Origin of the sequence: Microbacterium sp. CH-015 (assembly GCF_049707015.1) — a bacterium.
GTDB classification, from domain to species: domain Bacteria; phylum Actinomycetota; class Actinomycetes; order Actinomycetales; family Microbacteriaceae; genus Microbacterium; species Microbacterium aurum.
Genome location: NZ_JBNAFJ010000001.1, coordinates 809,187 through 834,110, shown reverse-complemented (window position 1 = coordinate 834,110; position 24,924 = coordinate 809,187). Strand labels below are relative to the sequence as shown.

Annotated in this window: 22 protein-coding genes and 1 tRNA gene; 21 read left to right on the top strand and 2 right to left on the bottom strand. The window is 70.1% G+C overall.

Going from position 1 to position 24,924, the window contains the following annotated elements; all coding sequences use genetic code 11:
- The first annotated feature begins 39 nt into the window (after positions 1–39).
- The 14 genes from rpe to pyk all read left to right on the top strand — a co-directional run bounded on the left by rpe (position 40) and on the right by pyk (position 15,486).
- Positions 40–711: a ribulose-phosphate 3-epimerase gene (gene rpe / locus ACPYN4_RS03930; protein WP_424445650.1), complete on the top strand. Its 672-nt coding sequence runs from the start codon at positions 40–42 to the stop codon at positions 709–711.
- A 76-nt stretch (positions 712–787) separates the two neighbouring features.
- Entirely contained in the window at positions 788–1,051 is a 264-nt protein-coding gene (locus tag ACPYN4_RS03925) for a phosphoribosyl-ATP diphosphatase (RefSeq protein WP_281652170.1), read from the top strand.
- A 67-nt stretch (positions 1,052–1,118) separates the two neighbouring features.
- Positions 1,119–1,961, top strand: coding sequence for an ATP phosphoribosyltransferase (gene hisG, locus ACPYN4_RS03920; RefSeq protein WP_239282047.1), 843 nt, complete (start codon positions 1,119–1,121; stop codon positions 1,959–1,961).
- Positions 1,961–2,725, top strand: coding sequence for an imidazole glycerol phosphate synthase subunit HisF (gene hisF, locus ACPYN4_RS03915; RefSeq protein ID WP_239282046.1), 765 nt, complete (start codon positions 1,961–1,963; stop codon positions 2,723–2,725). The genes hisG and hisF overlap by 1 nt, the downstream gene beginning before the upstream one ends.
- Entirely contained in the window at positions 2,722–3,129 is a 408-nt protein-coding gene (gene hisI, locus ACPYN4_RS03910; protein ID WP_239282045.1) for a phosphoribosyl-AMP cyclohydrolase, read from the top strand. The genes hisF and hisI overlap by 4 nt, the downstream gene beginning before the upstream one ends.
- On the top strand, positions 3,126–3,740 hold the full coding sequence (locus ACPYN4_RS03905) for a Trp biosynthesis-associated membrane protein (RefSeq protein WP_424445649.1): 615 nt from the start codon (positions 3,126–3,128) through the stop codon (positions 3,738–3,740). The genes hisI and ACPYN4_RS03905 overlap by 4 nt, the downstream gene beginning before the upstream one ends.
- A 39-nt stretch (positions 3,741–3,779) precedes the next feature.
- A complete protein-coding gene (locus ACPYN4_RS03900; RefSeq protein ID WP_239282043.1) occupies positions 3,780–4,010 on the top strand; it encodes a DUF6704 family protein in 231 nt (76 codons plus the stop codon).
- Between the two features lie 2 nt (positions 4,011–4,012).
- Complete coding sequence (gene trpC, locus ACPYN4_RS03895) at positions 4,013–4,822, top strand: indole-3-glycerol phosphate synthase TrpC (RefSeq protein ID WP_424445648.1); 810 nt, start codon at positions 4,013–4,015, stop codon at positions 4,820–4,822.
- The gene (trpB, locus tag ACPYN4_RS03890) at positions 4,786–6,081 is read left to right on the top strand and encodes a tryptophan synthase subunit beta (RefSeq protein WP_424445647.1); all 1,296 of its coding nucleotides are present in this window, start codon (positions 4,786–4,788) and stop codon (positions 6,079–6,081) included. Before trpC ends, trpB begins: the two co-directional genes overlap by 37 nt.
- On the top strand, positions 6,078–6,884 hold the full coding sequence (gene trpA, locus ACPYN4_RS03885) for a tryptophan synthase subunit alpha (RefSeq protein WP_424445646.1): 807 nt from the start codon (positions 6,078–6,080) through the stop codon (positions 6,882–6,884). Before trpB ends, trpA begins: the two co-directional genes overlap by 4 nt.
- Position 6,885: 1 nt before the next feature.
- Positions 6,886–7,872 (top strand): prolipoprotein diacylglyceryl transferase, encoded by a 987-nt coding sequence (gene lgt / locus ACPYN4_RS03880; RefSeq protein WP_424445748.1) that lies wholly within the window; start codon positions 6,886–6,888, stop codon positions 7,870–7,872.
- A gap of 89 nt (positions 7,873–7,961) precedes the next feature.
- A complete protein-coding gene (gltB, locus tag ACPYN4_RS03875) occupies positions 7,962–12,530 on the top strand; it encodes a glutamate synthase large subunit (protein WP_424445645.1) in 4,569 nt (1,522 codons plus the stop codon).
- Entirely contained in the window at positions 12,523–13,992 is a 1,470-nt protein-coding gene (locus ACPYN4_RS03870) for a glutamate synthase subunit beta (protein WP_287269424.1), read from the top strand. Before gltB ends, ACPYN4_RS03870 begins: the two co-directional genes overlap by 8 nt.
- A gap of 45 nt (positions 13,993–14,037) precedes the next feature.
- A complete protein-coding gene (pyk, locus tag ACPYN4_RS03865; RefSeq protein ID WP_287269427.1) occupies positions 14,038–15,486 on the top strand; it encodes a pyruvate kinase in 1,449 nt (482 codons plus the stop codon).
- Between the two features lie 71 nt (positions 15,487–15,557).
- On the opposite strand, the gene ACPYN4_RS03860 is transcribed toward pyk, so the two are convergent.
- Positions 15,558–15,640, bottom strand: a tRNA-Leu gene (locus tag ACPYN4_RS03860).
- Between the two features lie 53 nt (positions 15,641–15,693).
- Between ACPYN4_RS03860 and ACPYN4_RS03855 the strand changes: the two genes are divergently transcribed.
- Positions 15,694–16,323 (top strand): ANTAR domain-containing response regulator, encoded by a 630-nt coding sequence (locus tag ACPYN4_RS03855; RefSeq protein ID WP_287269429.1) that lies wholly within the window; start codon positions 15,694–15,696, stop codon positions 16,321–16,323.
- A gap of 27 nt (positions 16,324–16,350) precedes the next feature.
- Here ACPYN4_RS03855 and ACPYN4_RS03850 read toward each other — a convergent pair whose 3' ends face one another.
- On the bottom strand, positions 16,351–16,776 hold the full coding sequence (locus ACPYN4_RS03850; RefSeq protein ID WP_239282035.1) for a hotdog fold thioesterase: 426 nt from the start codon (positions 16,774–16,776) through the stop codon (positions 16,351–16,353).
- Between the two features lie 63 nt (positions 16,777–16,839).
- On the opposite strand from ACPYN4_RS03850, the gene polA reads away from it, so the two are divergent.
- From polA to ACPYN4_RS03820, 6 genes are all read left to right on the top strand, one after another.
- Entirely contained in the window at positions 16,840–19,500 is a 2,661-nt protein-coding gene (gene polA / locus ACPYN4_RS03845) for a DNA polymerase I (protein ID WP_424445644.1), read from the top strand.
- Between the two features lie 45 nt (positions 19,501–19,545).
- Complete coding sequence (locus ACPYN4_RS03840) at positions 19,546–21,222, top strand: DUF885 domain-containing protein (protein WP_424445643.1); 1,677 nt, start codon at positions 19,546–19,548, stop codon at positions 21,220–21,222.
- 65 nt (positions 21,223–21,287) lie between these two features.
- Positions 21,288–22,322 (top strand): LLM class flavin-dependent oxidoreductase, encoded by a 1,035-nt coding sequence (locus ACPYN4_RS03835; protein WP_287269438.1) that lies wholly within the window; start codon positions 21,288–21,290, stop codon positions 22,320–22,322.
- Between the two features lie 13 nt (positions 22,323–22,335).
- Complete coding sequence (locus ACPYN4_RS03830) at positions 22,336–23,712, top strand: MFS transporter (RefSeq protein WP_287269441.1); 1,377 nt, start codon at positions 22,336–22,338, stop codon at positions 23,710–23,712.
- Positions 23,713–23,762: 50 nt separating this feature from the next.
- Positions 23,763–24,524 (top strand): SGNH/GDSL hydrolase family protein, encoded by a 762-nt coding sequence (locus tag ACPYN4_RS03825; protein ID WP_424445641.1) that lies wholly within the window; start codon positions 23,763–23,765, stop codon positions 24,522–24,524.
- A gap of 132 nt (positions 24,525–24,656) precedes the next feature.
- Positions 24,657–24,917 (top strand): DUF6458 family protein, encoded by a 261-nt coding sequence (locus tag ACPYN4_RS03820; protein WP_076690899.1) that lies wholly within the window; start codon positions 24,657–24,659, stop codon positions 24,915–24,917.
- Positions 24,918–24,924: the final 7 nt, after the last annotated feature.

Here is a 24,924-nt window from a genome sequence, read left to right as displayed (position 1 = left end):
TCGAGGAGGGACTCTGCGGGCACCGCTTAGGGTGGACTGGTGCCCGACAGCATCCGCATTAACCCCAGCATCCTGGCCGCCGACTTCGTGAACATGCAGGCCGAAGTCGGCCGCATCGCCGCCGCCGACTTCGTGCACGTCGACGTGATGGACAACCACTTCGTGCCGAACCTCACCTTCGGCCCGCAGATGGTCGAGCGGATCCAGGCCACGAGCCCCGTCCCGCTGGATGTGCACCTCATGATCACGGATGCCGACAGGTGGGCCCCCGGCTATGCCGAGCTCGGCGCGGCATCCGTCACCTTCCATCTCGAGGCGGCCACCGATCCGGTCAGCCTCGCCCGGCGGCTGCGGCAGATCGGCGCCCGCGCCGGTGTCGCCGTCAAGCCCGCAACCGGCGTCGAGGGGCTCTACGACGTGCTCGACGAGTTCGACCAGATCCTCGTGATGACCGTCGAGCCGGGCTTCGGCGGTCAGCCGTTCATGGCCGATCAGATGCCCAAGCTCGCCCGACTGCACGATGAGGCCCGCCGACGCGGCTCGCAGGTGTGGCTGCAGGTCGACGGCGGCATCTCCGAGTCGACGATCGCGCAGGCCGCCGAGGCCGGAGCCGACACGTTCGTCGCCGGATCCGCCGTCTTCGGCGCCGACGACCCCGCGCGCGCCATCGAGGCGCTGCGGAACCTCGCCGGCTCCGCGCACCTGCACTGAACCCGCTGCGCAGCCTGAACCCGCTCCGCGGCCGGCCACGGCGCACCGCGCCCGCGCGGACCGGTAGCCTGTCAGGGTGAAGACGTTCGATGCGCTGTTCGCGGAGTTGACCGCGACCGCAGCCGCACGCCCCGAAGGATCCGGCACCGTCGCGCAGCTGGACCGCGGCGTGCACGCCATCGGCAAGAAGATCGTCGAAGAGGCGGCAGAGGTCTGGATGGCCGCCGAATACCAGTCCGACGCCGAGACGGCCGAGGAGATCTCGCAGCTGCTGTACCACCTGCAGGTGCTCATGCTGGCCAAGGGGCTGTCGCTCGAGGACGTGTACCGACATCTCTGAGCAGGCCTCCTCCGCTCCGACTGACATCCCAGACACCGAAAGCCCGCTCACCAAAATGCCGACGGACATGCTGCGAATCGCCGTGCCGAACAAGGGGTCGCTCGCCGACACCGCCGCCGAGATGCTCGCGGAGGCCGGCTACACCGGCCGCCGCGACCCGAAGGACCTCCACGTCATCGACCCGGTGAACGAGGTCGAGTTCTTCTACCTGCGCCCGAAGGACATCGCGACCTACGTCGGCTCCGGCGCGCTCGACGTCGGCATCACCGGCCGCGACCTGCTCCTCGATGCGCGGATGCCGGGGGCGCGCGAGATCGAGCAGCTCGGCTTCGGCGGTTCGACGTTCCGCTTCGCCGGTCCGCCCGGACGCTTCACCACGGTCGCCGACCTGGAGGGGCTGCGGGTCGCGACGGCCTACCCAGGGCTCGTCGACGGCTTCCTCGACGAGCAGGGCGTCGCCGTCGACCTCGTGCCGCTGGACGGCGCCGTGGAATCCGCCGTGCAGCTGGGCGTCGCCGACGCCGTCGCCGACGTCGTCTCCACCGGAACGACTCTCCGGCAGGCCGGGCTCGAGATCTTCGGCCCGGTGCTCCTGGAGTCCGAGGCCGTGCTGATCGGCGCTCCCGTGGAGGCGGACGGCACCGAGACGCTGCTGCGTCGCCTGCGCGGCGTCATGGTCGCCCGCCGCTACGTGCTCATCGACTACGACCTGCCGGCGCATCTCGTCGACGAGGCCGTGGCGCTCGCGCCCGGCATCGAGTCCCCGACGATCTCGCCGCTGCGCGACCCGGCCTGGGTCGCGGTGCGCGTCATGAGCCCGCGGGGGACGGTCAACCAGGTCATGGACGCGCTGTACGCGATCGGCGCGCGCGCGATCCTCGTGACGCCCATCCACAACGCGAGGCTGTGATGAGCCTCGCCTGCCGGGTCATCCCGTGTCTCGACGTCGCGGCGGGCCGCGTCGTCAAGGGCGTCAACTTCGAGAACCTGCGCGACATGGGCGATCCGGTCGAGCTGGCCGCGCTGTACTACGCGCAGGGCGCCGATGAGCTGACCTTCCTCGACGTCACCGCGACCGTCGATGAACGCGCCACGACCTACGACGTGGTGCGGCGCACCGCGGAAGAGGTCTTCATCCCGCTCACCGTCGGCGGGGGTGTCCGCAGCACCGACGACGTCGCACGACTGCTGGCCGTCGGCGCGGACAAGGTCGGGGTGAACTCCGCGGCCATCGCCCGCCCCGTACTCATCGACGAGATCGCCGACCGCTTCGGATCTCAGGTGCTCGTGCTCTCGCTCGACGTCAAGCGCGCCGCCGGCACGCGATCGGGCTTCGTCGTGACGACTCACGGCGGTCGCACCGCCACCGATCTCGACGCGTTGGACTGGGCGCGGGAGGCCATCGACCGCGGTGTCGGCGAGCTGCTCGTGAACTCCATCGATGCCGACGGCACGAAGGACGGGTTCGACCTCGAGCTCGTCGGCCTCATGCGGGAGCTGTCGAGCGTGCCCGTGATCGCCTCCGGCGGCGCCGGAGCGGTCACCGACTTCGCCCCCGCGCTGCGCGCCGGCGCCGACGCGGTGCTCGCGGCATCCGTCTTCCACTCCGGGCAGCTCAGCATCGGCGACGTCAAGGACGCGCTCGTCGCCGACGGCATCGAGGTCCGCCGATGACCGCCGTGGACGAGCGCATCGCCCGCGTCGCCTTCAACGCCGACGGACTCGTCCCGGCGATCATCCAGCAGCACGACACCGGCGAGGTGCTGATGCTCGGATGGATGGATGCCGAGGCGTTGCGCCGCACGCTCACGGAGGGCCGCGTGACGTTCTGGTCGCGCTCACGTCAGGAGTACTGGCGCAAGGGCGACACCTCGGGGCACGCGCAGTACGTGCGCGGCGCGCGCCTGGACTGCGACGGCGACGCGCTGCTCATCGCGGTTGAGCAGATCGGCGCCGCGTGCCACACCGGCGACCACACGTGCTTCGATGCCGACGATCTGAGCCCGGCGAGGGGGCACGCCCCCGCGACGGGGCAGGCCCCGGCGGACGCCGCGGACGGATCCGAGGCGACGCCGTGATCGCACGGGCGCGGATGCTGGCCGTGCTCGCGATCATCGCCGGGGGAGCGGTCGCGATCATCTCCTCGACGCAGACCTGGCTGGAGGTGACGCTCAGCGCGGGCGCGACGGCGGCCCTCGCCGTGCCCGGCGCTTCGGCGCTGACGCTGCTGGCCCCCTTCAGCCTCGCCGCCCTCGCGCTCGGGCTCGCCCTCACCGTCGTGGGGCGGGTGCTGCGCTACCTGTTCGGCGTGCTCGCCGCGGCGATCGGCGGCACGTTGTGTGTCGGCGCGTGGCGCGTCGCCACCGGCCATCCGCTGGACGCCGTCGCCTCCGCCGTGACCGAGGCCACCGGCCTCTCGGGTCCCGACGCGGTCGCGAGCCTCGTGCAGACGATCGACGGCACCGCGTGGCCATGGCTCACCGTCGTCGCCGGCGCGCTGGTCGCCGTCGGGGGCGTTCTCACCCTCGCGACGGCGCACACCTGGCGGGGCGCGGGCCGCCGCTACCGTACCGACGCCGACCGGACGGCGACCGCGGCCTCCGGCCCCCGCCCGCACGATGCGTCACGGGACCGCGCGATCGATTCGTGGGACGACCTGTCGCACGGGGACGATCCCACCGCCCACTAGACTGACACCGACGCGCCCGAAGCCTCACGAGGGAGAACCATGAGCAACAGCATCGACGACCCCGGCCACGGACACTCGCCGGCTGCCTGGACGGCCGTCGTCATCATGCTCGTGGCGGTCACGCTCGGCACGCTGTTCTTCGTCCTCGACATGCCCGTGCTCGTCTGGGCATCGGTCGGGCTTCTCATTGTCGGTGCCATCGTGGGCTGGGCGCTGGCCAAGGCCGGCTACGGCGCCTACGGCGACAAGTACAAGCCGAAGCAGCACTGATCATGCTGGCAGGCCTCACCGCCGGCGCGGTGGAGGATGCCGAGGCCCGCGCCACCACCCGGCCCCTGGCCGACGTGGAACGCGCTGCGCTCGCGCACGCTCCCGCCCTCGACGCCCTCGCCGCCCTCGCGCCCGCAGACCGCGTCAAGATCATCGCGGAGGTCAAGCGGGCGAGCCCGTCGCGCGGAGACCTCGCGGCGATCCCCGACCCCGCCCACCAGGCCGCGCTGTACGAGCAGGGCGGCGCGTCCGCCATCTCGGTGCTGACCGAGGGACGCCGGTTCAAGGGGTCGCTCGCCGATCTCGAAGCCGTGAAGGCGCGCGTCAGCGTCCCGGTCCTCCGCAAGGACTTCATCGCCACGCCCTACCAGGTGCTCGAGGCACGGGCATCCGGCGCCGACCTCGTCCTGCTCATCGTGGCGGCGCTCGAGCAGCCGCTGCTGCGTGAGCTCTACGCCCTCGTGACCGACCTCGGCATGACGCCGCTCGTCGAGACCCACTCGCGCGAAGAGCTCGACCGGGCATCCGACCTCGGCGCGCGCCTCATCGGCGTGAACGCGCGCAACCTGTCGACCTTCGAACTCGACAAGGACCTGTTCGGGTCGCTGGCGGAGCACTTCCCGGCGGATGCCGTGAAGATCGCCGAGTCCGCCGTGCTCGCGCCCGCCGACGTCGCGCACTACCGCGCCGCCGGCGCCGACGTCGTCCTCGTCGGCGAAGCGCTCGTCACGAGCAACCCGGTGACCACCCTGCACGCATTTCTGGAGGCGGGACGATGCGACGTATTGAGCGAGAGGAGCGCGTCGAAGTGACCGGACTGCGCGATCAGCACGGCCCCTTCTTCGGCGACTTCGGCGGGCGGTACATGCCGGAGTCCCTCATCGCCGCGATCGACGAACTGACCGCCGAGTACGAGGCCACGAAGGCCGATCCCTCGTTCCAGGCCGAGTTCGAGAGCCTGCTGCACTCGTACGCCGGGCGCCCCTCGGCGCTCACCGAGGTGCCGCGATTCGCCGAGCACGCCGGTGGTGCGCGCGTCTTCCTCAAGCGCGAGGACCTCAACCACACCGGATCGCACAAGATCAACAACGTGATCGGTCAGGCCCTCCTCACGAAGCGCCTCGGCAAGACGCGCGTCATCGCGGAGACCGGCGCCGGCCAGCACGGCGTCGCCACGGCGACCGCCGCGGCGCTGTTCGGCTTCGAGTGCACGATCTACATGGGCGAGGTCGACACGGAGCGCCAGGCGCTCAACGTCGCCCGCATGCGGCTGCTCGGCGCCGAGGTGGTGCCCGTCACGAGCGGTTCGCGGACGCTGAAGGACGCGATCAACGAGGCGTACCGCGACTGGGTCGCGTCGGTCGAGACGACGAACTACATCTTCGGCACCGCGGCCGGCCCCCACCCGTTCCCGGCGATGGTGCGCGACTTCCAGAAGATCATCTCCGAAGAGGCGCGCGCGCAGCTGCTCGAGGAGACCGGACGCCTGCCCGACGCGGTCGTCGCGTGCGTCGGCGGCGGGTCGAACGCGATCGGCATGTTCGACGCGTTTCTCGACGACGAGGGCGTCGCGCTCTACGGTGTGGAGGCGGCGGGCGACGGTGTCGACACCGACAAGCACGCGGCATCCATCGAGCGCGGCCGCCCCGGCGTGCTGCACGGCGCGAAGACGTACGTGCTGCAGGACGAGGACGGCCAGACCATCGAGTCGCATTCCATCTCTGCGGGCCTGGACTACCCGGGCGTGGGCCCCGAGCACGCCTGGCTCGCCGACATCGGCCGCGCGTCCTACATTCCGGCGACGGATGCCGAGGCGATGGACGCCCTGCGATTGTTGAGTCGTACCGAGGGCATCATCCCGGCGATCGAGTCGGCGCACGCACTCGCGGGCGCGTTGCGCCTCGGCCGCGAGCTCGGCCCTGACGCGATCATCGCGGTGAGTCTGTCGGGCCGAGGCGACAAGGACATGGACACCGCCGCGACGTGGTTCGGGCTCTATGACAAGGGGGAGCGTCCGGTGCAGACGCCGCCCGACGATGACGCTGCCTCGGGCGAAGGGATCGAGCTGTGAGCCGGGTCGCTGCCGCCATCGACGCCGCGAAGGCCGCCGGCCGCGGCGCGTTCGTCGGCTACCTGCCGATCGGGTACCCCGACCTGCAGACGTCGATCGACGCGGCGGTGGCCCTTGCTGAGGCCGGTGCCGACATCCTCGAGCTCGGCCCACCGTATTCCGATCCGGTTATGGACGGTGCGGTCATCCAAGAGGCGACGCAGGCCGCCCTCGCGGACGGCTTCCGGTTGCGCGACACGTTCACCGCGGTGCGCGCGATCGCGGCGCGGGTCGACGTGCCGATCCTCGTGATGACGTACTGGAACCCTGTCATGCAGTACGGGGTCGATCGGTTCGCCGACGACCTCCTCGCCGCCGGGGGAGCGGGCCTGATCACCCCCGACATCACCCCGGATGCCGCGGCCGACTGGATCGCCGCATCCGAGCGCACCGGCCTCGACCGGGTGTTCCTCGCCGCGCCCACCTCGACCGACGAGCGCCTGCAGATGATCGCGGAGAGCTCGACCGGCTTCGTCTACACGGTGTCGACCATGGGCATCACCGGCGAGCGCGCCGAGTTGGATGCCGCGGCCCGCACCCTCGTCGCCCGCTTGCGCGCGCACGGGGTCGAGCACGCCTGTGTCGGCATCGGCATCTCGACGCCCGATCAGGTGGCGGGCGTGCTGGAGTACGCCGACGGCGCGATCGTCGGCACCGCGCTCGTCCGCGCCCTGCGCGACGGCGGGGTGGAGGCGCTGGCCGCCGAGGCACGCGCGCTCACCGCCGGCAGGCGCCGGAACGGACGGGGCGGCGCGGCGAAGTAGACTGCCCCTCGTGCTTTCTCCCGCCGTGAACGTCGTCGCCAGCATCCCGAGCCCGTCCATCAACGGCTTCAGCCTGTGGCCAGGGGGTCCGTTCATCCACTTCTACGCCCTGTGCATCCTCGCCGGCATCGTCGTGGCGGCGCTGATCACCAACCACCGCCTGACCAAGCGCGGCGCGGAGCCGTGGGTCGTCATCGACATCTGCCTGCTCGCGGTGCCCCTGGCCATCATCGGCGCGCGCATCTACCACGTCGTCACCCACTGGGGCTTCTACTTCGGCGAGGGCAAGAACATCTGGGCGATCTTCTACATCTGGGAGGGCGGCATCGCGATCTTCGGCGCCCTCATCGGTGGTGCGATCGGCGCGTGGCTCGGCTGCAAATGGACCGGCATCCGCTTCTGGAGCTTCGCCGACGCCCTCGCCCCGGGCCTCCTTCTCGCCCAGGCGATGGGACGGTTCGGCAACTGGTTCAACCAGGAGCTGTACGGCCTTCCGACCGACCTGCCCTGGGGCCTTCAGATCGACTACCCGAACGCGGCATGGCCCGAAGGCCTCCCCGCGGGAACGCTGTTCCACCCGACGTTCCTCTACGAAGTCATCTGGAACAGCCTCGGCGTGCTGTTCCTGCTGTGGGCCGGCACCCGCTTCCGCCTGCAGTGGGGGCGCCTGTTCGCCCTCTACCTCATCTGGTACAGCGCCGGCCGCATCGTGTGGGAGTCGATCCGCATCGACCCGAGCGAAGTCTTCTTCGGGCTGCGCACCAACGTGTGGGCCGCGATCGCCGGCGTCGTCGTGGGGCTCGTGATCTTCATCGTCCAGACCCGCCGTCACCCCGGCTTCGAGCCCTCGCCGTACATGCGCGGTCGCGAGTGGACGCCCGACGGGGTTGTACAATCACAGGACACCGACGAGTTCGTGGACGTGAGCGCACCCCCGACGCGCGAACCCGTCGCGGACGATGCCACAAGCACAGTCGCCTCGAACTAACCGACAGCACATCCCCTGCGGACTTCACTCACCGCGATATCACCGGGCCGACGTCGTCCCAGATCAGCTTGACCATGAGGACGGTAGCAATGGCCTCGATCAACCGAGCCCTCGCCGGCTTTCCCGCGAAGCAGGGCATGTACAACCCCGCCTTCGAGAAGGACGCCTGCGGCCTTGCGATGGTGGCGACCCTGCGCGGCGAGCCCGGGCATGACATCGTCGAGCTCGCTCTGACGGCGCTGCGCAACCTCGAGCACCGCGGTGCGATCGGGTCGGATGCCGGTACGGGTGACGGGGCCGGCATCCTCACGCAGATGCCCGACGCGTTCTTGCGCGCCGTCGTCGACTTCGACCTGCCGCCGGTGGGGGAGTACGCCGCCGGCATGGCCTTCCTGCCGCTGGACGACGAGGCCCGCGCCGAGATCAAGGCCGGCGTCGAGCACATCGCCGCCGCCGAGGGCCTGACGGTGCTCGGCTGGCGCGAGGTGCCCACCGAGGACCAGCACCTCGGCAAGCTCGCCTTCGAGGCGCGCCCGCACTTCGAGCAGCTGTTCGTCTCGCGTCCCGCCGTCGGCGACGCGCCCGCCCTGAGCGGCATCGAGCTGGACCGTCGCGTGTATCGCCTGCGCAAGCGCGCCCGCCGCGAGCACGACGCCTACTTCGTGTCGCTCAGCTCGCGCACCCTGGGCTACAAGGGCATGGTCACCACCCTGCAGCTCGAGCCCTTCTACCCCGACCTGCACGACGAGCGCTTCCAGAGCGAGCTGGCCGTCGTGCACTCCCGCTACTCCACCAACACCTTCCCGTCGTGGCCGCTCGCGCAGCCGCTGCGCATGCTCGCCCACAACGGTGAGATCAACACGGTGGGCGCGAACCGCAACTGGATGCGTGCGCGCCAGTCGCAGCTGGAATCCCAGCTCGTCGGCGACATCCGCCCGCTGCTGCCGATCTGCACCGAGGGCGCGAGTGACTCGGCATCCTTCGACGAGGTGCTGGAGCTGCTCACCCTCACCGGGCGCAGCCTGCCGCACGCGATCATGATGATGGTGCCGGAGGCCTACGAGAAGCAGGCCGACATCGCACCGGACCTGCGCGCGTTCTACGAGTACCACTCCATGCAGATGGAACCGTGGGACGGCCCGGCAGCCCTCATCTTCACCGATGGCACGCTCGTGGGCGCGACGCTCGACCGCAACGGCCTGCGCCCGGGGCGGTGGACCGAGACCACGGACGGCCTCGTCGTCATCGGGTCGGAGACCGGTGTGCTCGACTTCGCCCCCGAGCGCATCAAGCGCCGGGGACGTCTGCGCCCCGGGCGCATGTTCGTCGTCGACACCGCGCAGCGCCGCATCATCGAGGACGACGAGGTCAAGCGCGAGCTCGCCGCCCTGCAGCCGTGGCAGGAATGGCTGGATGCCGGGCGCGTGCGCCTGAAGGACCTGCCCGAGCGCGAGCACATCGTGCACCCGATCGCCTCGATCACCCGCCGTCAGCGCACCTTCGGCTACACCGAGGAGGAGGTGCGCATCCTTCTCACACCCATGGGTCAGACCGGCGCCGAGCCGCTCGGCGCAATGGGATCGGACACGCCGATCGCGGTGCTCAGCGAACGTCCGCGCCTGCTGTTCGACTACTTCGTGCAGCAGTTCGCGCAGGTGACCAACCCGCCGCTGGACTCCATCCGCGAAGAGGTCGTCACCTCGCTCGCGCTGGGTCTCGGCCCCGAGCGCAACCTGCTGGCGTGGGGGCCGGACCACACGCGCACCATCACGCTGGACTTCCCCGTCATCGACAACGACGAGCTGGCGAAGCTCCAGAACATCGACAAGGCGCTGCCCGGCCGCCGGTCGGTCACGATCCGCGGCCTGTACCCGTTCGATCGTGGTGAGGATGCCATGGAGCAGCGGATCGACCAGATCTGCGCCGAAGTGGATCGCGCCATCGAGGAGGGCGCGGAGTTCATCATCCTGAGCGACCGCGACTCCAACAAGGACCTCGTCCCGATCCCGTCGCTGCTCATGCTCTCCGCGGTGCACCACCACCTCATCCGCCAGGAGAACCGGATGAAGGTCGGGCTCGTGGTCGAGGCGGGCGACGTGCGCGAAGTGCACCACGTCGCGACCCTCATCGGCTACGGCGCCTCCGCGGTGAACCCCTACCTCGCCATGGAGACCGTCGAGTACCTGGTGCGCGCCGGCTTCATCACGGGCGTCACTCCCGAGAAGGCCGTCAAGAACCTGATCTACGCGCTCGGCAAGGGCGTGCTGAAGATCATGTCGAAGATGGGGATCTCGACGGTGTCGTCGTACGCCGGCTCTCAGGTCTTCGAGGCGGTCGGGCTGTCCGAGGAGTTCGTGGCGAAGTACTTCACGGGCACCGAGACCAAGCTGGGCGGCATCGGCATCCGTCAGATCGCCGCCGAGAACCAGGCGCGCCACGACTACGCGTATCCCGAGGACGAAGCCGCTCGCGCTCACGAGCGGCTGTGGACCGGCGGCGAGTACCAGTGGCGCCGCGACGGCTCGCCGCACCTGTTCAACCCGGACACCGTCTTCCGGCTGCAGCACGCGACGCGGTCGCGCAGGTACGACATCTTCCGGGAGTACACCAAGCTCGTCGACGATCAGGCCGCTGAGCTGAAGACCCTCCGCGGCATGTTCCGTCTCAAGACGGGGGAGCGCCCGCCGGTGCCGATCGACGAGGTCGAACCGGTGTCGTCGATCGTCAAGCGGTTCTCGACCGGTGCGATGAGCTACGGCTCGATCTCGAAAGAGGCGCACGAGACGCTCGCGATCGCGATGAACGCGATCGGGGCGAAGTCCAACACCGGTGAGGGCGGCGAGGACGTCGACCGCCTCCTCGACCCGGAGCGGCGCAGCGCCATCAAGCAGGTCGCCTCGGGCCGGTTCGGTGTCACGAGCATGTACCTCACGCACGCGGACGACATCCAGATCAAGCTCGCCCAGGGTGCCAAGCCCGGCGAGGGCGGGCAGCTGCCGCCCGGCAAGGTGTATCCCTGGATCGCCCGCACCCGCGGCGGCACCCCGGGCGTCGGGCTGATCTCGCCGCCCCCTCACCACGACATCTACTCGATCGAGGACCTGAAGCAGCTGATCTTCGACCTCAAGCGCGCGAACCCCCGGGCACGCGTGCACGTGAAGCTCGTCAGCCAGTCGGGCATCGGTGCGGTCGCGGCGGGCACCGCCAAGGCTCTCGCCGACGTCATCCTCGTCTCCGGCCACGACGGCGGGACGGGCGCCAGCCCGCTGAACTCCCTCAAGCACGCCGGCACCCCGTGGGAGCTGGGCCTCGCCGAGACGCAGCAGACCCTCATGCTCAACGACATGCGCGATCGCGTCGTGGTGCAGGCCGACGGCCAGCTCAAGACCGGCCGCGACGTCGTCATCGCGGCGCTGCTGGGTGCGGAGGAGTTCGGCTTCGCCACGACGGCGCTCGTCGTGGAGGGATGCGTCATGATGCGCGTCTGCCACCTCGACACCTGCCCGGTGGGCGTCGCCACGCAGAACCCGGTGCTGCGCGCCCGCTTCACCGGCAAGCCGGAGTTCGTCATCAACTTCATGGAGTTCCTGGCCCAGGAGGTGCGCGAGTACCTCGCCGAACTCGGGTTCCGCTCCGTCGAGGAGGCGATCGGCCACAGCGAGCTGCTCGACATGAACGGCGCGATCGAGCACTGGAAGGCGAGCGGTCTCGACCTCTCGCCGATCCTCCAGGGCCCCGCCTTCGGCCCCGACACCCCGCGCCGTCACCTGCGCGACCAGGACCACGAACTGGACGAGCACTTCGACGTCGCGCTGATCGAGCGCGCGCAGGACGTGATCGCCCACGGCGGCCACTTCGAGATCTCGCTGCCGATCCGCAACACCGAGCGCGCCGTGGGCACGATGCTCGGCCACCACGTGACCCTGGCGCACGGCGAGCACGGACTGCCCTCGGGCACGATCGAGGTGAACCTCACCGGCTCGGCGGGACAGTCCTTCGGCGCCTTCCTGCCGGCGGGCATCACCCTGCGGCTGGAGGGCGACTCCAACGACTACGTCGGCAAGGGCCTCTCCGGCGGTGAGATCGTCGTCCGGCCGCCGCGCGATGCGACGTTCGACGCCTCGCAGAACGTCATCGCCGGGAACGTCATCGGCTACGGCGCGACGCAGGGCAGCATGTTCCTGCGCGGTGTCGTGGGGGAGCGGTTCCTGGTACGCAACTCCGGCGCCACCGCGGTCGTCGAAGGCGTCGGCGACCACGCCCTGGAATACATGACGGGCGGACTCGCGGTCATCCTCGGTGCCACAGGGCGCAACCTCGGCGCCGGCATGTCCGGCGGCGCCGCCTACGTCTACAAGCTGGACCGCGACCTCGTCAACCGCGAGGCGCTGGCCAGTGGCGAACTCGAACTGCTCGAGATGGGCTCGGGAGACGTCGAGATCCTCCGTGACCTGCTCGAGCGCCATGTCGCCGAGACCGATTCGGTGCTCGCAGCCGCCCTCTTGGACGATCTCGAGGCCGAGGCCGCGAACTTCGTCCGTGTCCTGCCGCGCGACTACGCCGCGGTGCTGCAGACCCGACAAGACGCCGCCGCCGAGGGGCTCGACCCCGACAGCGACGTCGTCTGGACCCGCATCCTGGAGGTGACCGGTGGCTGACCCCAAGGGCTTCCTGAAGACCACCGAGCGCGAGCTCCCGGCGCGCCGGCCGGTTCCCGTGCGCATCATGGACTGGAAAGAGGTGTACGAGCCGGGCGACTCGGCCGTGCTCCGACGCCAGGCCGGCCGCTGCATGGACTGCGGCATCCCGTTCTGTCACAAGGGCTGCCCGCTGGGCAACCTGATCCCGGAGTGGAACGACCTCATGTGGCGCGGTGAGGGCCGCGCGGCGATCGAGCGTCTGCACGCGACGAACAACTTCCCGGAGTTCACCGGGCGGCTGTGCCCGGCGCCGTGCGAAAGCGCGTGCGTCCTGGGCATCAACCAGCCCGCCGTCACGATCAAGCAGATCGAGGTCTCGACGATCGACGACGCGTTCGCGAACGGCTGGGTCGAGCCCGAGCCGCCGGCGCGCCTGACCGGCAAGACCGTCGCCGTCGTCGGCTCCGGGCCCGCCGGCCTCGCCGCCGCGCAGCAGCTCACGCGCGCCGGCCACACCGTCGCCGTGTTCGAGCGCGACGACCGCATCGGCGGCCTGCTGCGCTACGGCATCCCCGACTTCAAGATGGAGAAGCGCCACCTGGAGTCGCGCCTGCGCCAGATGCAGGACGAGGGCACGCGTTTCCGCGCGGGCGTCGAGATCGGCAAGGACATCACGTGGAGCGACCTGCGGGCGCGCTACGACGCCGTCGTCATCGCGACCGGCGCGACGCTGCCGCGCGAGCTCGCCATCCCCGGCCGCGACCTCGCGGGCGTGCACTTCGCGATGGAGTACCTCGTGGAGTCGAACAAGGCCGTCGCCGGCGACCAGGTGCCCCACCAGATCCACGCCGAGGGCAAGCACGTCATCGTCATCGGCGGCGGCGACACCGGCGCCGACTGCATCGGCACCGCCCACCGTCAGGGCGCGCTGAGCGTGACGAACCTCGCGATCGGCAAGCAGCCCCCGACGGGGCGGCCCGACCACCAGCCGTGGCCGATGACCCCGACCGTCTTCGAGGTATCCTCGGCGCACGAGGAGGGCGGCGAGCGCACCTACCTCGCCTCGACGGTGGAGTTCCTCGGCAACGAGGCGGGCGAGGTACGCGCGCTGCGCGTGGCGGAGACCGAGTACCTGCCCGACGGCCGCCGCGTTCCCCGCAGTGGCACCGAGCGCGAGATCCCCGCCGATCTCATCCTCATCGCGATGGGTTTTACCGGCCCCGAACGCGCCGAACTCGAATCGCAGCTCGGTACCGTGTTCACGGGCCGCGGCAACGTCGAGCGCGGCGATGACTACCAGACGACCGCGCCCGGCGTGTTCGTCGCCGGTGACGCCGGGCGTGGCCAGTCCCTGATCGTCTGGGCGATCGCGGAGGGTCGTGCCGCGGCGGCAGCCGTCGACGAGTACCTCATGGGACGCACGAGCCTGCCGTCACCAGTGCGCCCGACGGACGTCGCGATCGGCCTTCAGCCCGCGTAGGCTGAAATCACCCCCGAACAACCCATAGAGACCGGAGAGTCTTCAGTGAGACGCGCGAAGATCGTCGCAACCCTGGGTCCGGCCACCGAATCGTATGAGATGATCCGCGCGATCATCGATGCGGGCGTGGACGTCACCCGAATGAACCTGAGCCACGGCTCCTACGCCGAGCACGAAGTCCGCTTCGCGAACGTGCGCAAGGCCGCCGACGACGCGGGCCGCGCCGTCGCCATCCTCGTCGACCTGCAGGGCCCAAAGATCCGCCTCGGCAAGTTCAGCGACGGACCCCACGACCTCGCCGTGGGCGACACCCTCCGCATCACCACGGAAGACGTCGTCGGCACCCGCGATCTCGTCGGCACGACCTTCAAGGGCCTCGCCGGCGACGTGAAGCCGGGCGACTTCCTCCTCATCGACGACGGCAAGGTCCGCGTGCAGGTGGAGAGCGTCGACGGCCCCGTCGTCACCACGAAGACCGTCGTCGCCGGCACCGTCTCCAACAACAAGGGCATCAACCTTCCGGGCGTCGCCGTCAGCGTCCCGGCTCTCTCCGAGAAGGACGAGGCCGACCTGCGCTGGGGTCTGCAGGCCGGCGCCGACCTCATCGCGCTGTCGTTCGTGCGCGACGCCGCCGATGTCACCCGCGTGCACGAGATCATGGCGGAGGAGGGTCGCAAGGTCCCCGTCATCGCCAAGATCGAGAAGCCGCAGGCCGTCGACAACCTCGAGGAGATCATCGATGCCTTCGACGGCATCATGGTCGCTCGCGGCGACCTCGCGGTCGAGCTGCCGCTGGAGGCCGTGCCGGTCGTGCAGAAGCGCGCCGTCGAGATGTGCCGCCGCATGGCAAAGCCCGTCATCGTCGCGACGCAGATGCTCGAGTCGATGACCCACGCTCCGGTGCCCACGCGCGCCGAGGCCTCGGACGTCGCCAACGCCGTCCTCGACGGTGCGGACGCCGTCATGCTCTCCGGCGAGACGAGCGTCGGCGACTACCCGGTCGTCACCGTGCAGACGATGGCTCGCATCATCGAGTCGACCGAGGAGCACGGCCTGGAGCGGATCCGTCCCTTCAGCGCCAAACCGCGCACGCAGGGCGGCATCATCACGCTGGCCGCGAACGAGGTCGCCGAGTTCGTCGAGGCGAAGTTCATCTGCATCTTCACCGAGTCGGGCGACACGGCGCGTCGCATGTCGCGCCTGCGCCCCGGCATCCCGATGATGGCGTTCGCGGTCGACCCCGCGATCCGCCGCCGCATGGCGCTCACGTGGGGCGTGCAGTCGACGCTCGTCGAGCACGTCGCGCACACGGACCTCATGTTCATCCAGGTCGACGAGTTCTTCCTCGGCCAGGGCCTCGCGAAGGAAGGCGACAAGGTCGTCGTGATCTCGGGTTCGCCTCCCGGAATCATCGGGTCGACCAACGACATCCGCGTGCACAAGATCGGCGACGCCGTCCACGGCAAGGCGCCGATCTACCAGGCCGAGAAGTAACGGTCGCAGCGGACGAAGGGCGGATGCCGGGGGAGACACCGCATCCGCCCTTCGGCGTTTCGTCACGCTCGTGCCGGTGGTGGGAGTCGAACCCACACGCCCTTTCGGGCAACCGAGTTTGAGTCGGTCGCGTCTGCCATTCCGCCACACCGGCCCGCGCGAGGGTTGCTCGCGCGTCCGGGATTGACCATACCGTAGGATCTAAAGGTGACTGAGCAGGAACAGAGCACGGCCCCGGCATCCTCCACGGCATCGGCCCCGCGACGCGTCGTCGTCGCCGAGGACGAGTCGCTGATCCGCCTCGACATCGTGGAGATCCTCCGCGACAACGGGTTCGACGTGGTGGGAGAGGCCGGTGACGGCGAGACCGCCGTGGCGCTGGCGACCGAACTGCGCCCGGACCTCGTCATCATGGACGTGAAGATGCCGGTGCTGGACGGCATCAGCGCGGCCGAGAAGCTCAGCAAGAACCACATCGCCCCCGTCGTGCTGCTGACGGCGTTCAGCCAGAAGGAGCTCGTCGAGCGCGCGAGCGAAGCCGGCGCCCTCGCGTACGTCGTCAAGCCCTTCACCCCGAACGACCTGCTGCCGGCGATCGAGATCGCCCTGGCCCGCTACGAGCAGATCATCACGCTCGAGGCCGAGGTCGCCGACATGGTCGAGCGCTTCGAGACGCGCAAGCTCGTCGACCGGGCCAAGGGCCTGCTGAACGAGAAGATGGGCCTGTCCGAGCCCGAGGCGTTCCGCTGGATCCAGAAGGCGTCGATGGACCGGCGCCTGACCATGCAGGACGTCGCCAAGGCGATCATCGAGCAGCTCTCGCCCAAGAAGTCCTGACCGGCGGCATCCGCCCGCAGGACGCGCTCAGCGATCCTTGATCATGTTCGTGATGCGGATCGTCGAGCACCGGCGACCCTGATCGTCGGTGACGGCGATCTCGTGCACGGTCATGCTGCGACCGAGGTGCACCGGCGTGCAGACACCGGTCACGATGCCGCTCGTCGCGGAGCGGGTGTGCGTCGCGTTGATGTCGACGCCGACGGCGAGGCGCTCCGGCCCGGCGTGGAGGTTCGCGGCCATCGATCCCAGCGACTCGCCGAGCACGACGTACGCCCCGCCGTGCAGCAGCCCCACCGGCTGCGTGTTGCCCTCGACGGGCATCGTGGCCACCGCCCGCTCGATCGTGAACTCGGTGAACTCGATGCCCATCTTCTCGGCGAGGGCGCCCATGCCGCGTCGCCGGATCCAGTCCAGGCCGTCGTCGTCGGCGGGGGAGTGCTCAGCGGTCATCGTCCACCTTCGGGATGCGCTCGGTTCGAGGGGTGTGTCCGCGCCCGCGTCTAGGCTTGCAGGGTGACGGACTCCGCAAAGCCTACCCTCCTCGTCGTGGACGGCCATTCGCTGGCCTATCGCGCCTTCTTCGCCCTTCCCGTCGACAATTTCACGACGAAGGACGGACAGCACACCAACGGCATCTACGGGTTCCTGTCGATGTTCGTCAACCTCGTCAAAGCCGAGCAGCCGACCCATCTCGCGGTCGCCTTCGACACGTCACGACACTCGTTCCGCACCGACCAGTACGCCGAGTACAAGGCGAACCGGTCGGAGTCGCCCGCCGAGTTCAAGGGACAGATCCCGCTGCTGCAGGAGTGCCTGGCTGCAATGAACGTCCCGGTGCTGACGCAGGAGGGCATCGAGGCCGACGACATCCTGGCGACCCTCGCGACGCAGGGCGCCGCGCAGGGGTTCGACGTGCTCGTCTGCTCCGGCGACCGCGACACGATCCAGCTCGTCACCGATGACGTCACGCTGCTGTACCCGAGCGTGCAGGGCGTGTCGCAGCTCAAGCGCTACACGCCCGATGCCGTGGTGGAGAAGTACGGCCTGCCGCCCGCGAACTACCCCGACATCGCCGCGCTGGTGGGGGAGACGAGCGACAACCTGCCGGGCGTGCCGAAGGTCGGCGAGAAGACGGCCGTCAAGTGGATCACGCAGTGGGGTTCCCTCGACGCCCTGCTCGACAACGCCGACAAGATCACCGGCGTGGTCGGCGGGAACCTGCGCGAGCACCTCGACGACGTGCGCCGCAACCGCTCGCTGAACGCGCTGCTGCGCGACGTGGATCTCGGCATCGGCCCCGCCGACCTCGCCGTGCAGCCGATCGACGCGCAGGCGGTGCGCGACATCTTCGCCCGACTCGAGTTCCGCACTCTGCTGCCGCGCGTGTTCGACGCGGTCGGCGTCGACGCCGAGACGGCGGCCGCGAGCGCCGCCCCCGCCGTGGCGGCCCCCGTGCCCACCGAGCTCGACCCGGCGGGGCTCGAGGCGTGGCTCGCCGCGACCGGCGAGACCGAGGTGGCCGTCACCGTCACCATCGACGGGGGGATGCCGGCGCGCATCGGCCTGGCGACCGCCGACGCCGCGGTGGAGTCGCGGTGGAGCGAGGAGACCGCCGCAGCGCTCCGCCCGTGGCTCGAGGGCGAGAGCCCGAAGGTCCTCGCCGACGCGAAGCCGCAGGTCAAGGCGCTCCGCCGGGCGGGTGTGCGAATGCGCGGGCTCGTCTTCGACCCGATCCTCGCCGGCTGGCTGCTGCGGCCGAGCTTTCCCGACAAGAGCCTCGGCGACCTCGTCAACCGCTACCTGGATGAGAAGCTGCCCGAGGCCGATCCCACCCAGCTCGTCCCCGAGACCGAGGGCGCTACGCCGGGCCAGCTGTCCTGGTACATCCTGCGGGTGACCGCGGCCATGCAGGGCGAGCTGCCGGCATCCGTCGCCGCGGTGCTCAGCGACATCGAACTGCCGACCCTCGACACCCTCGCCGACATGGAGCTGGCCGGCGTCGCCGTCTCGCACGAGAAGCTGTCGGGTTTCTCCGCCGAGCTGGGCGCCCGCGCCGACGCCGTCGCGCAGCTGGCGTATGCGGAGATCGGTCGCGAGGTGAACCTCGGGTCGCCCAAGCAGCTGCAGGAGGTGCTCTTCGAACAGCTCGAACTGCCGAAAACGCGCAAGACGAAGACGGGGTACTCGACGGATGCCGCGGTCCTCGCGGACCTGCAGGAGTCGAACCCGCACCCCTTCCTCGATCTGCTGCTGCAGCACCGCGAAGCCACGAAGCTCCGTCAGATCATCGAATCCCTCGACACCGCGATCGGCAACGACCGCGCCATCGGCGCGGACGGGCGCATCCACACCACGTACGTCCAGACCGGCAGTCAGACCGGCCGACTGTCGAGCACAGACCCCAACCTGCAGAACATCCCCATCCGCAACGAGGAGTCCCGCCGCATCCGCGCCGCCTTCGAGGTCGGCGAGGGGTACGACACGCTGCTGACGGCCGACTATTCGCAGATCGAGATGCGCATCATGGCGCACCTGTCCGGCGACGCGGGACTCATCGAGGCGTTCAACTCCGGCGAGGACCTGCACCGCTTCGTCGGCGCCCGCGTGTTCGGCGTCGACCCGGCCGACGTCACACCGGCGATGCGGACGAAGGTCAAGGCGATGAGCTACGGTCTCGTCTACGGTCTGAGCGCGTTCGGCCTGTCCAAGCAGCTGCGCATCGAACAGGCCGAGGCGAAGCTCCTGATGACCGAGTACTTCGCCCGGTTCGGCGCCGTGCGCGACTATCTGCGCTCCTCGGTGGCCCAGGCCCGCATCGACGGGTACACCGAGACGATCTTCGGGCGGCGGCGGCCGTTCCCCGACCTCACCAGCCCCAACCGCGTGCTGCGCGAGAACGCGGAGCGCGCGGCGCTGAACGCGCCGATCCAGGGCAGCGCCGCCGACATCATGAAGATCGCGCTGTTCCGCATCCACGACGAGCTGCGCCGACGCGAGCTGCGCTCGCGCATCCTGCTGCAGATCCACGACGAGCTCGTCGTGGAGGTCGCGCCGGGGGAGTGGAATGCCGTGGAGCAGATCGTCCACGACCGGATGGGCGACGCCGCCGAGCTGTCGGTTCCCCTGGACGTGCAGATCGGCCGCGGCGAGAACTGGGATGTCGCCGGTCACTGAGCCGGTGACACCGAGTGTCAGCCCGCGCGGGATTAGGCTCGAAGGATGACCGACACCCAGCGCACCCCCACGCCGATCGACCAGATCGCCGAGGCGTGGGTCGACACGTCCGCGGAGCTCTCACCGGGCCTCGCCACCTACATCGGCCGGTTCGAGCACAACCACCGGCTCGACGACCTGTCACCCGCCGGACGCGCCGCGCGCCTTGCGGCGGCGACCTCCGCGCTGGCCTCCCTGCGCGAGGCGGAGCCCGTCGACGACGTCGACCTCGTCACGAAGGCCGACCTCTCCGGCGACCTCGAGCTCGAGATCGCGTTGCACGAGGCCGGGGCGCACCTGCGCGATGTCAACGTCATCGCGTCGCCCGCGCAGGAGCTGCGCAACGTCTTCGACCTCATGCCGACCGACACGATCGAGGACTGGTCGGTCATCGCCGACCGTCTCGCCGCCGTCCCCGCCGCGATCGGCGGGTACGTCGAGACGCTGCGGGAGGGCATCGCGACCGGTGTCGTCCCGGCGCGCCGTCAGGTGACGGAGGTGATCGGACAGATCGCCCGCTACACCGCCGACAACGGCTTCTTCGCGACGTACGCCGCCGACGCGGCCCCCGCCGAGGGCGGCCTGCCGGCCTCGCTGGCGAAGACGCTCGCCGACCACGCCGGCGCCGCGCGCGTGGCCTACGACGAGCTCGCTGACTTCCTGCGCACCGAGCTCGCACCTGCGGCATCCGAGACCGACGCCGTGGGCCGTGAGCTGTATCAGCTGCACTCGCGGGTGTTCCTCGGCGCCGAGATCGACCTCGATGAGACCTACGAGTGGGGCCTGGAGGAGCTCGCGCGCATGGTCGCCGAGCAGGAGGCGATCGCGAACGAGATCCTCCCGGGCGCGACCGTCGAAGAGGCTGTGGCGTTCCTCGAGAACGACGAGAGCCGCAAGCTCCACGGCACCGTCGCGCTTCAGGAGTGGATGCAGGCGACGAGCGACCGCGCCGTCGCGGAACTCGGGAAGACACAGTTCGACATCCCCGAGCCGATCCGGCGCCTGGAGTGTCTGATCGCCCCGACCAACGAGGGCGGCATCTACTACACCGGCCCGACCGACGACTTCTCGCGCCCGGGCCGGATGTGGTGGTCGGTGCCGGAGGGCGTCGACTCGTTCGACACCTGGCGTGAACTGACGACCGTCTACCACGAGGGCGTTCCCGGTCACCACCTGCAGATCGCGCAGGCGGTCTACAACCGCGCCGAGCTGAACTCGTGGCGACGGCTGCTGGCGGGCTCGAGCGGCCACGCCGAGGGTTGGGCGCTGTACGCCGAGCGTCTCATGGAGCAGCTCGGCTACCTCGACGACCCCGCCGACCGGCTGGGCATGCTCGACGGGCAGCGCATGCGCGCCGCGCGCGTCGTGCTCGACATCGGCGTGCACCTCGGCAAGCCTCGTCCCGACGGACAGGGCATCTGGGACGCCGACGTCGCGCTGGAGTTCATGCGGCGCAACGTCAACATGTCGGACGAGTTCATCCAGTTCGAGGTCAACCGCTACCTCGGCTGGCCGGGGCAGGCGCCGTCGTACAAGGTCGGCCAGCGGATCTGGGAGCAGATCCGCGACGAGACCGCCGAGCGCGAGGGCGACGCCTTCGACATCAAGCGCTTCCACATGCGGGCGCTGCGCCTCGGCGGAGTCGGACTCGACACCCTGCGCATGGCGCTCGCGCAGGGCTGAGATCGCCCGTCGATGTACACGACGGAGGCGGGAATGCCGGGGGATGGTACGGAGTTTGCATTCACATGCATGAAGTAGAACTCGGGCTCGACACCTTCGGCGACATCACGATCGGCGAGGACGGCGAGCGTCTCAGCGATGCGCAGACCATCCGGGACATCGTCGATCAGGCGGTCGTGGCCGACGAGGTGGGGCTGTCTTTCTTCGGGGTGGGGGAGCACCACCGGCACGAGTTCGCGGTGTCCAGCCCCGAGATCGTGCTGGCCGCAGCGGCGGCGCGCACCGAGAGGATCCATCTCGGGACGGCCGTCACAGTGCTCTCCAGCGACGACCCCGTGCGCCTGTACGAGCGGTTCGCGACGCTCGACGCGATATCGCGCGGCCGCGCCGAGGTGATCCTCGGGCGCGGGTCGTTCATCGAATCGTTCCCGCTGTTCGGCTACGACCTGCGCGACTACGAGGTCCTGTTCGAGGAGAAGCTCGACCTGTTCTCGCAGCTGCTGCGCGAGCAGCCGGTCACCTGGCAGGGCACGACCCGCGCGTCGCTGGATGCCGCCGACGTGTACCCGAAGACCGAGCACGGCATCACCGCGTGGGTTGGTGTCGGCGGATCACCCGAGTCCGTTGTGCGCACGGCCCGATACGGCTACGGCCTCATGCTGGCGATCATCGGCGGCTCGGCGGCGCGGTTCCGCCCGTATGTGGACCTGTACCACCGCTCACTCGACTCCTTCGGGCACGAGCGGATGCCGGTGGGCGTGCACTCACCCGGACACGTCGCCGACACCGACGCCCAGGCGTGGGACGAGCTGTACCCCGCGATGGAAGCGAACCGCAACGCGATCGGCGCGGAGCGCGGCTGGCCGCCGTACAGCCGGCTGCAGTTCCAGCAGGACGTCGGGCCCGAGGGCGCGATCTACGCCGGATCGCCGGAGACGGTGGCGCGGAAGATCGCGCAGACGGTGAAGACGCTCGGGGCCGAGCGGTTCGACCTGAAGTACGCCAACGGCACGCTCTCGCACGGCAAGATGCTGCGGTCGATCGAGCTGTACGGCACGCGCGTCGCGCCAATGGTGCGGGATATGCTCGCGGCATCCTGAGTAGCATTCAGGCATGACGGATGCCGCTACCACCGCGCCGGACGCCTCGGTCGCCGCGCGCCTGGACGCCCTCCCGTTCACGCGTCGGCACCTGAAGGTGCTGACCGGATCGGGGCTCGGATGGGCGCTGGACGCGATGGACGTCGGGCTGGTCTCGTTCGTGCTGACGGCGCTCATCGCCCAGTGGTCGCTGACGGGGGAGCAGGCGTCGTGGATCGCGTCGGCGGGCTTCGTCGGGATGGCGGTCGGGGCGAGCCTCGGGGGCCTCTTGGCCGACCGGTTCGGACGCCGCTCGGTGTTCGCCCTCACCCTGCTCATCTACGGCCTCGCCACCGGCGCCAGCGCCCTCGCCGGCGGCGTGGCGGCGCTCATCGCGCTGCGTGTCGTGGTCGGTCTCGGGCTCGGCGCGGAGCTGCCGGTGGCGAGCACCTATGTCAGCGAACTGGCGCCGGCGCGCATGCGCGGGCGGCTCATCGTGATCCTCGAGGCGTTCTGGGCGATCGGGTGGACCGCGGCGGCACTCATCGGCTTCTTCGTGATCCCCGCCTCAGCCGACGGGTGGCGGTGGGCGTTCGCGCTGGGGGCGATCCCCGCCCTGTACGCCCTGATCGTGCGGTGGGGGCTGCCCGAGTCGCCGCGGTGGCTCGCGCAGCGGGGTCGTGACGCCGAAGCGTCCGAGGTCGTGGCGGGGTTCGAGTCCTCGCCGACACTGGGTGAGAGCCGTCGGCACCGCACAGCGCCGGCTGCTCCGGCCCTCCCGGCGGCGCCCGCACCGGCAGCGACGTCGGCGCGTCAGCGTCTCGCGAGGCTGTGGTCCGCGGAGCTCCGGGTGCGCACGGCCGCGCTGTGGACGGTGTGGTTCTGCGTCAACTTCGCGTACTACGGGGCCTTCATCTGGATCCCGACGATCCTGTTCGCCCAGGGATACGACCTCGTGAAGTCCTTCGGGTTCACGCTCATCATCACCCTCGCTCAACTGCCCGGCTACGCCGTCGCGGCGTGGCTCATCGAGGTGTGGGGACGGCGCGCGACGCTCTCGGTGTTCCTCGCCGGCTCGGCGATCGCCGCGGTCCTGTTCGGTACGGCATCCGGCGAGGGCGCGATCATCGCGACGGGCATGGCCCTGTCGTTCTTCAATCTCGGCGCGTGGGGCGCGCTGTACGCCGTGACGCCCGAGACCTACCCGACGTCGCTGCGCGGCACGGGGGCGGGCTGGGCCGCCGGCGTCGGGCGCATCGCCTCGATCGTCGCCCCGCTGAGCGTCCCGCCGCTGCTGGCCGCCGGCGGTGCGCCGCTGCTGTTCGTGATCTTCGCCGCCTTCTTCGTGCTCGCCGCGGCCGCCGCGTGGGGTCTCGCCGAACACCGCGGTGCTGCCCTCGACGATCGCTGAGCCGTGTCGGGACGGTCGGGCGGTCGGGCCGTCGGTCATAGGCTGGGGGGATGGCATCCGTACGCTTCGTCGCGATCGGCGACTCGTTCACCGAGGGCGTCGGCGATGAGCTTCCCGACGGGGTCGTGCGGGGCTGGGCCGACCTCACGGCCGCCGGCTGGGCGGACTCCCTCGGCGAGCCGATCCAGTACGCCAACCTCGCGATCCGCGGCAAGCTCGTGTGGCCGATCGTCGAGCAGCAGCTCGAGCCGGCGCTGGCCCTGAAGCCGACCCACCTGTCGTTCAACGGCGGCGGCAACGACATGCTGCGTCCCCGGACGTCGATCTCGCACATCGCCGACGCGTTCAGCCAGGTGCTGCGCCGCTGCGACGAAGAGGGCGTGCAGCTGATCCTGCTGTCGGGCGCGAACCCCTCGGCGCAGCTGCCGCTGAGCCGCGTGATCCAGCGGCGCGGCGACCTGATGTCCGCGGCCGTCGTGGCGCGGATGGGGGAGCGGGAGGACGTCGTGCGCGCCCTGAACTGGCCCGACGCCGAACTCTCCGACCCGTCCTACTGGTCGGAAGACCGGCTGCACATGAACGCGCGCGGCCACCATCGCGTCGCGGCGCGCGTGCTCGACGCCCTCGGTGAGCAGGTGCCGGAAGGCTGGTGGTCGCTGCCGGAGCTTCCGGACGCCGTGCGGCTCGCCCGCGGCGAGTACTTCCGCGAGCACTTGGGGCCGTGGTTCCGTCGCCGCCTCACCGGCACTTCTTCGGGCGATGGTCGCGAGCCGAAGTTCGGCGGCCAGTGGATCGAGGTCTCGCCGCGCTGAGCCGATCTGCGCTGAGCTGAGCTGAGCGCCAGCACACCCGGCATCCGCCTGTCAAGGGTGTGGGCGGCGCGGCCCGCTGCACACCATGATGTCGGGTGACCCTCGGACCCCGACCCGGAAGGAATCTCACTCATGAGCATCGGTGCTGGAATCGCCCTCATCGTGATCGGAGCGATCCTCGTGTTCGCGATCAACGTCGATACGAGTCAATTCGTTGACCTCGACATGATCGGCTACATCATGATGGCCGCGGGTGCGGTCGTGCTCCTGCTGGGCCTGGTGTTCCTGTTCCGCCGCCGCTCCACCGAGCAGGTGACGCGGACGGTCGACCCCGCCGTGGGGGAGCGCGTGACGCGCACCGAATCGCGCACCTCGGGCGACGGCACCGTCTGAGACTCGG

Excerpts from the sequence above, each read along its gene's own strand:
- hisI (WP_239282045.1), top strand. The coding sequence starts at position 2,722 with ATGACCGCCGTGGACGAGCGCATCGCCCGCGTCGCCTTCAACGCCGAC.
- ACPYN4_RS03830 (WP_287269441.1), top strand. The coding sequence starts at position 22,336 with ATGACGGATGCCGCTACCACCGCGCCGGACGCCTCGGTCGCCGCGCGC.
- hisG (WP_239282047.1), top strand. The coding sequence starts at position 1,119 with ATGCTGCGAATCGCCGTGCCGAACAAGGGGTCGCTCGCCGACACCGCC.
- ACPYN4_RS03825 (WP_424445641.1), top strand. The coding sequence starts at position 23,763 with ATGGCATCCGTACGCTTCGTCGCGATCGGCGACTCGTTCACCGAGGGC.
- ACPYN4_RS03840 (WP_424445643.1), top strand. The coding sequence starts at position 19,546 with ATGACCGACACCCAGCGCACCCCCACGCCGATCGACCAGATCGCCGAG.
- ACPYN4_RS03820 (WP_076690899.1), top strand. The coding sequence starts at position 24,657 with ATGAGCATCGGTGCTGGAATCGCCCTCATCGTGATCGGAGCGATCCTC.
- gltB (WP_424445645.1), top strand. The coding sequence starts at position 7,962 with ATGGCCTCGATCAACCGAGCCCTCGCCGGCTTTCCCGCGAAGCAGGGC.
- ACPYN4_RS03900 (WP_239282043.1), top strand. The coding sequence starts at position 3,780 with ATGAGCAACAGCATCGACGACCCCGGCCACGGACACTCGCCGGCTGCC.
- ACPYN4_RS03835 (WP_287269438.1), top strand. The coding sequence starts at position 21,288 with ATGCATGAAGTAGAACTCGGGCTCGACACCTTCGGCGACATCACGATC.
- trpB (WP_424445647.1), top strand. The coding sequence starts at position 4,786 with ATGCGACGTATTGAGCGAGAGGAGCGCGTCGAAGTGACCGGACTGCGC.
- ACPYN4_RS03850 (WP_239282035.1), bottom strand. The coding sequence starts at position 16,776 with ATGACCGCTGAGCACTCCCCCGCCGACGACGACGGCCTGGACTGGATC.
- hisF (WP_239282046.1), top strand. The coding sequence starts at position 1,961 with ATGAGCCTCGCCTGCCGGGTCATCCCGTGTCTCGACGTCGCGGCGGGC.
- trpC (WP_424445648.1), top strand. The coding sequence starts at position 4,013 with ATGCTGGCAGGCCTCACCGCCGGCGCGGTGGAGGATGCCGAGGCCCGC.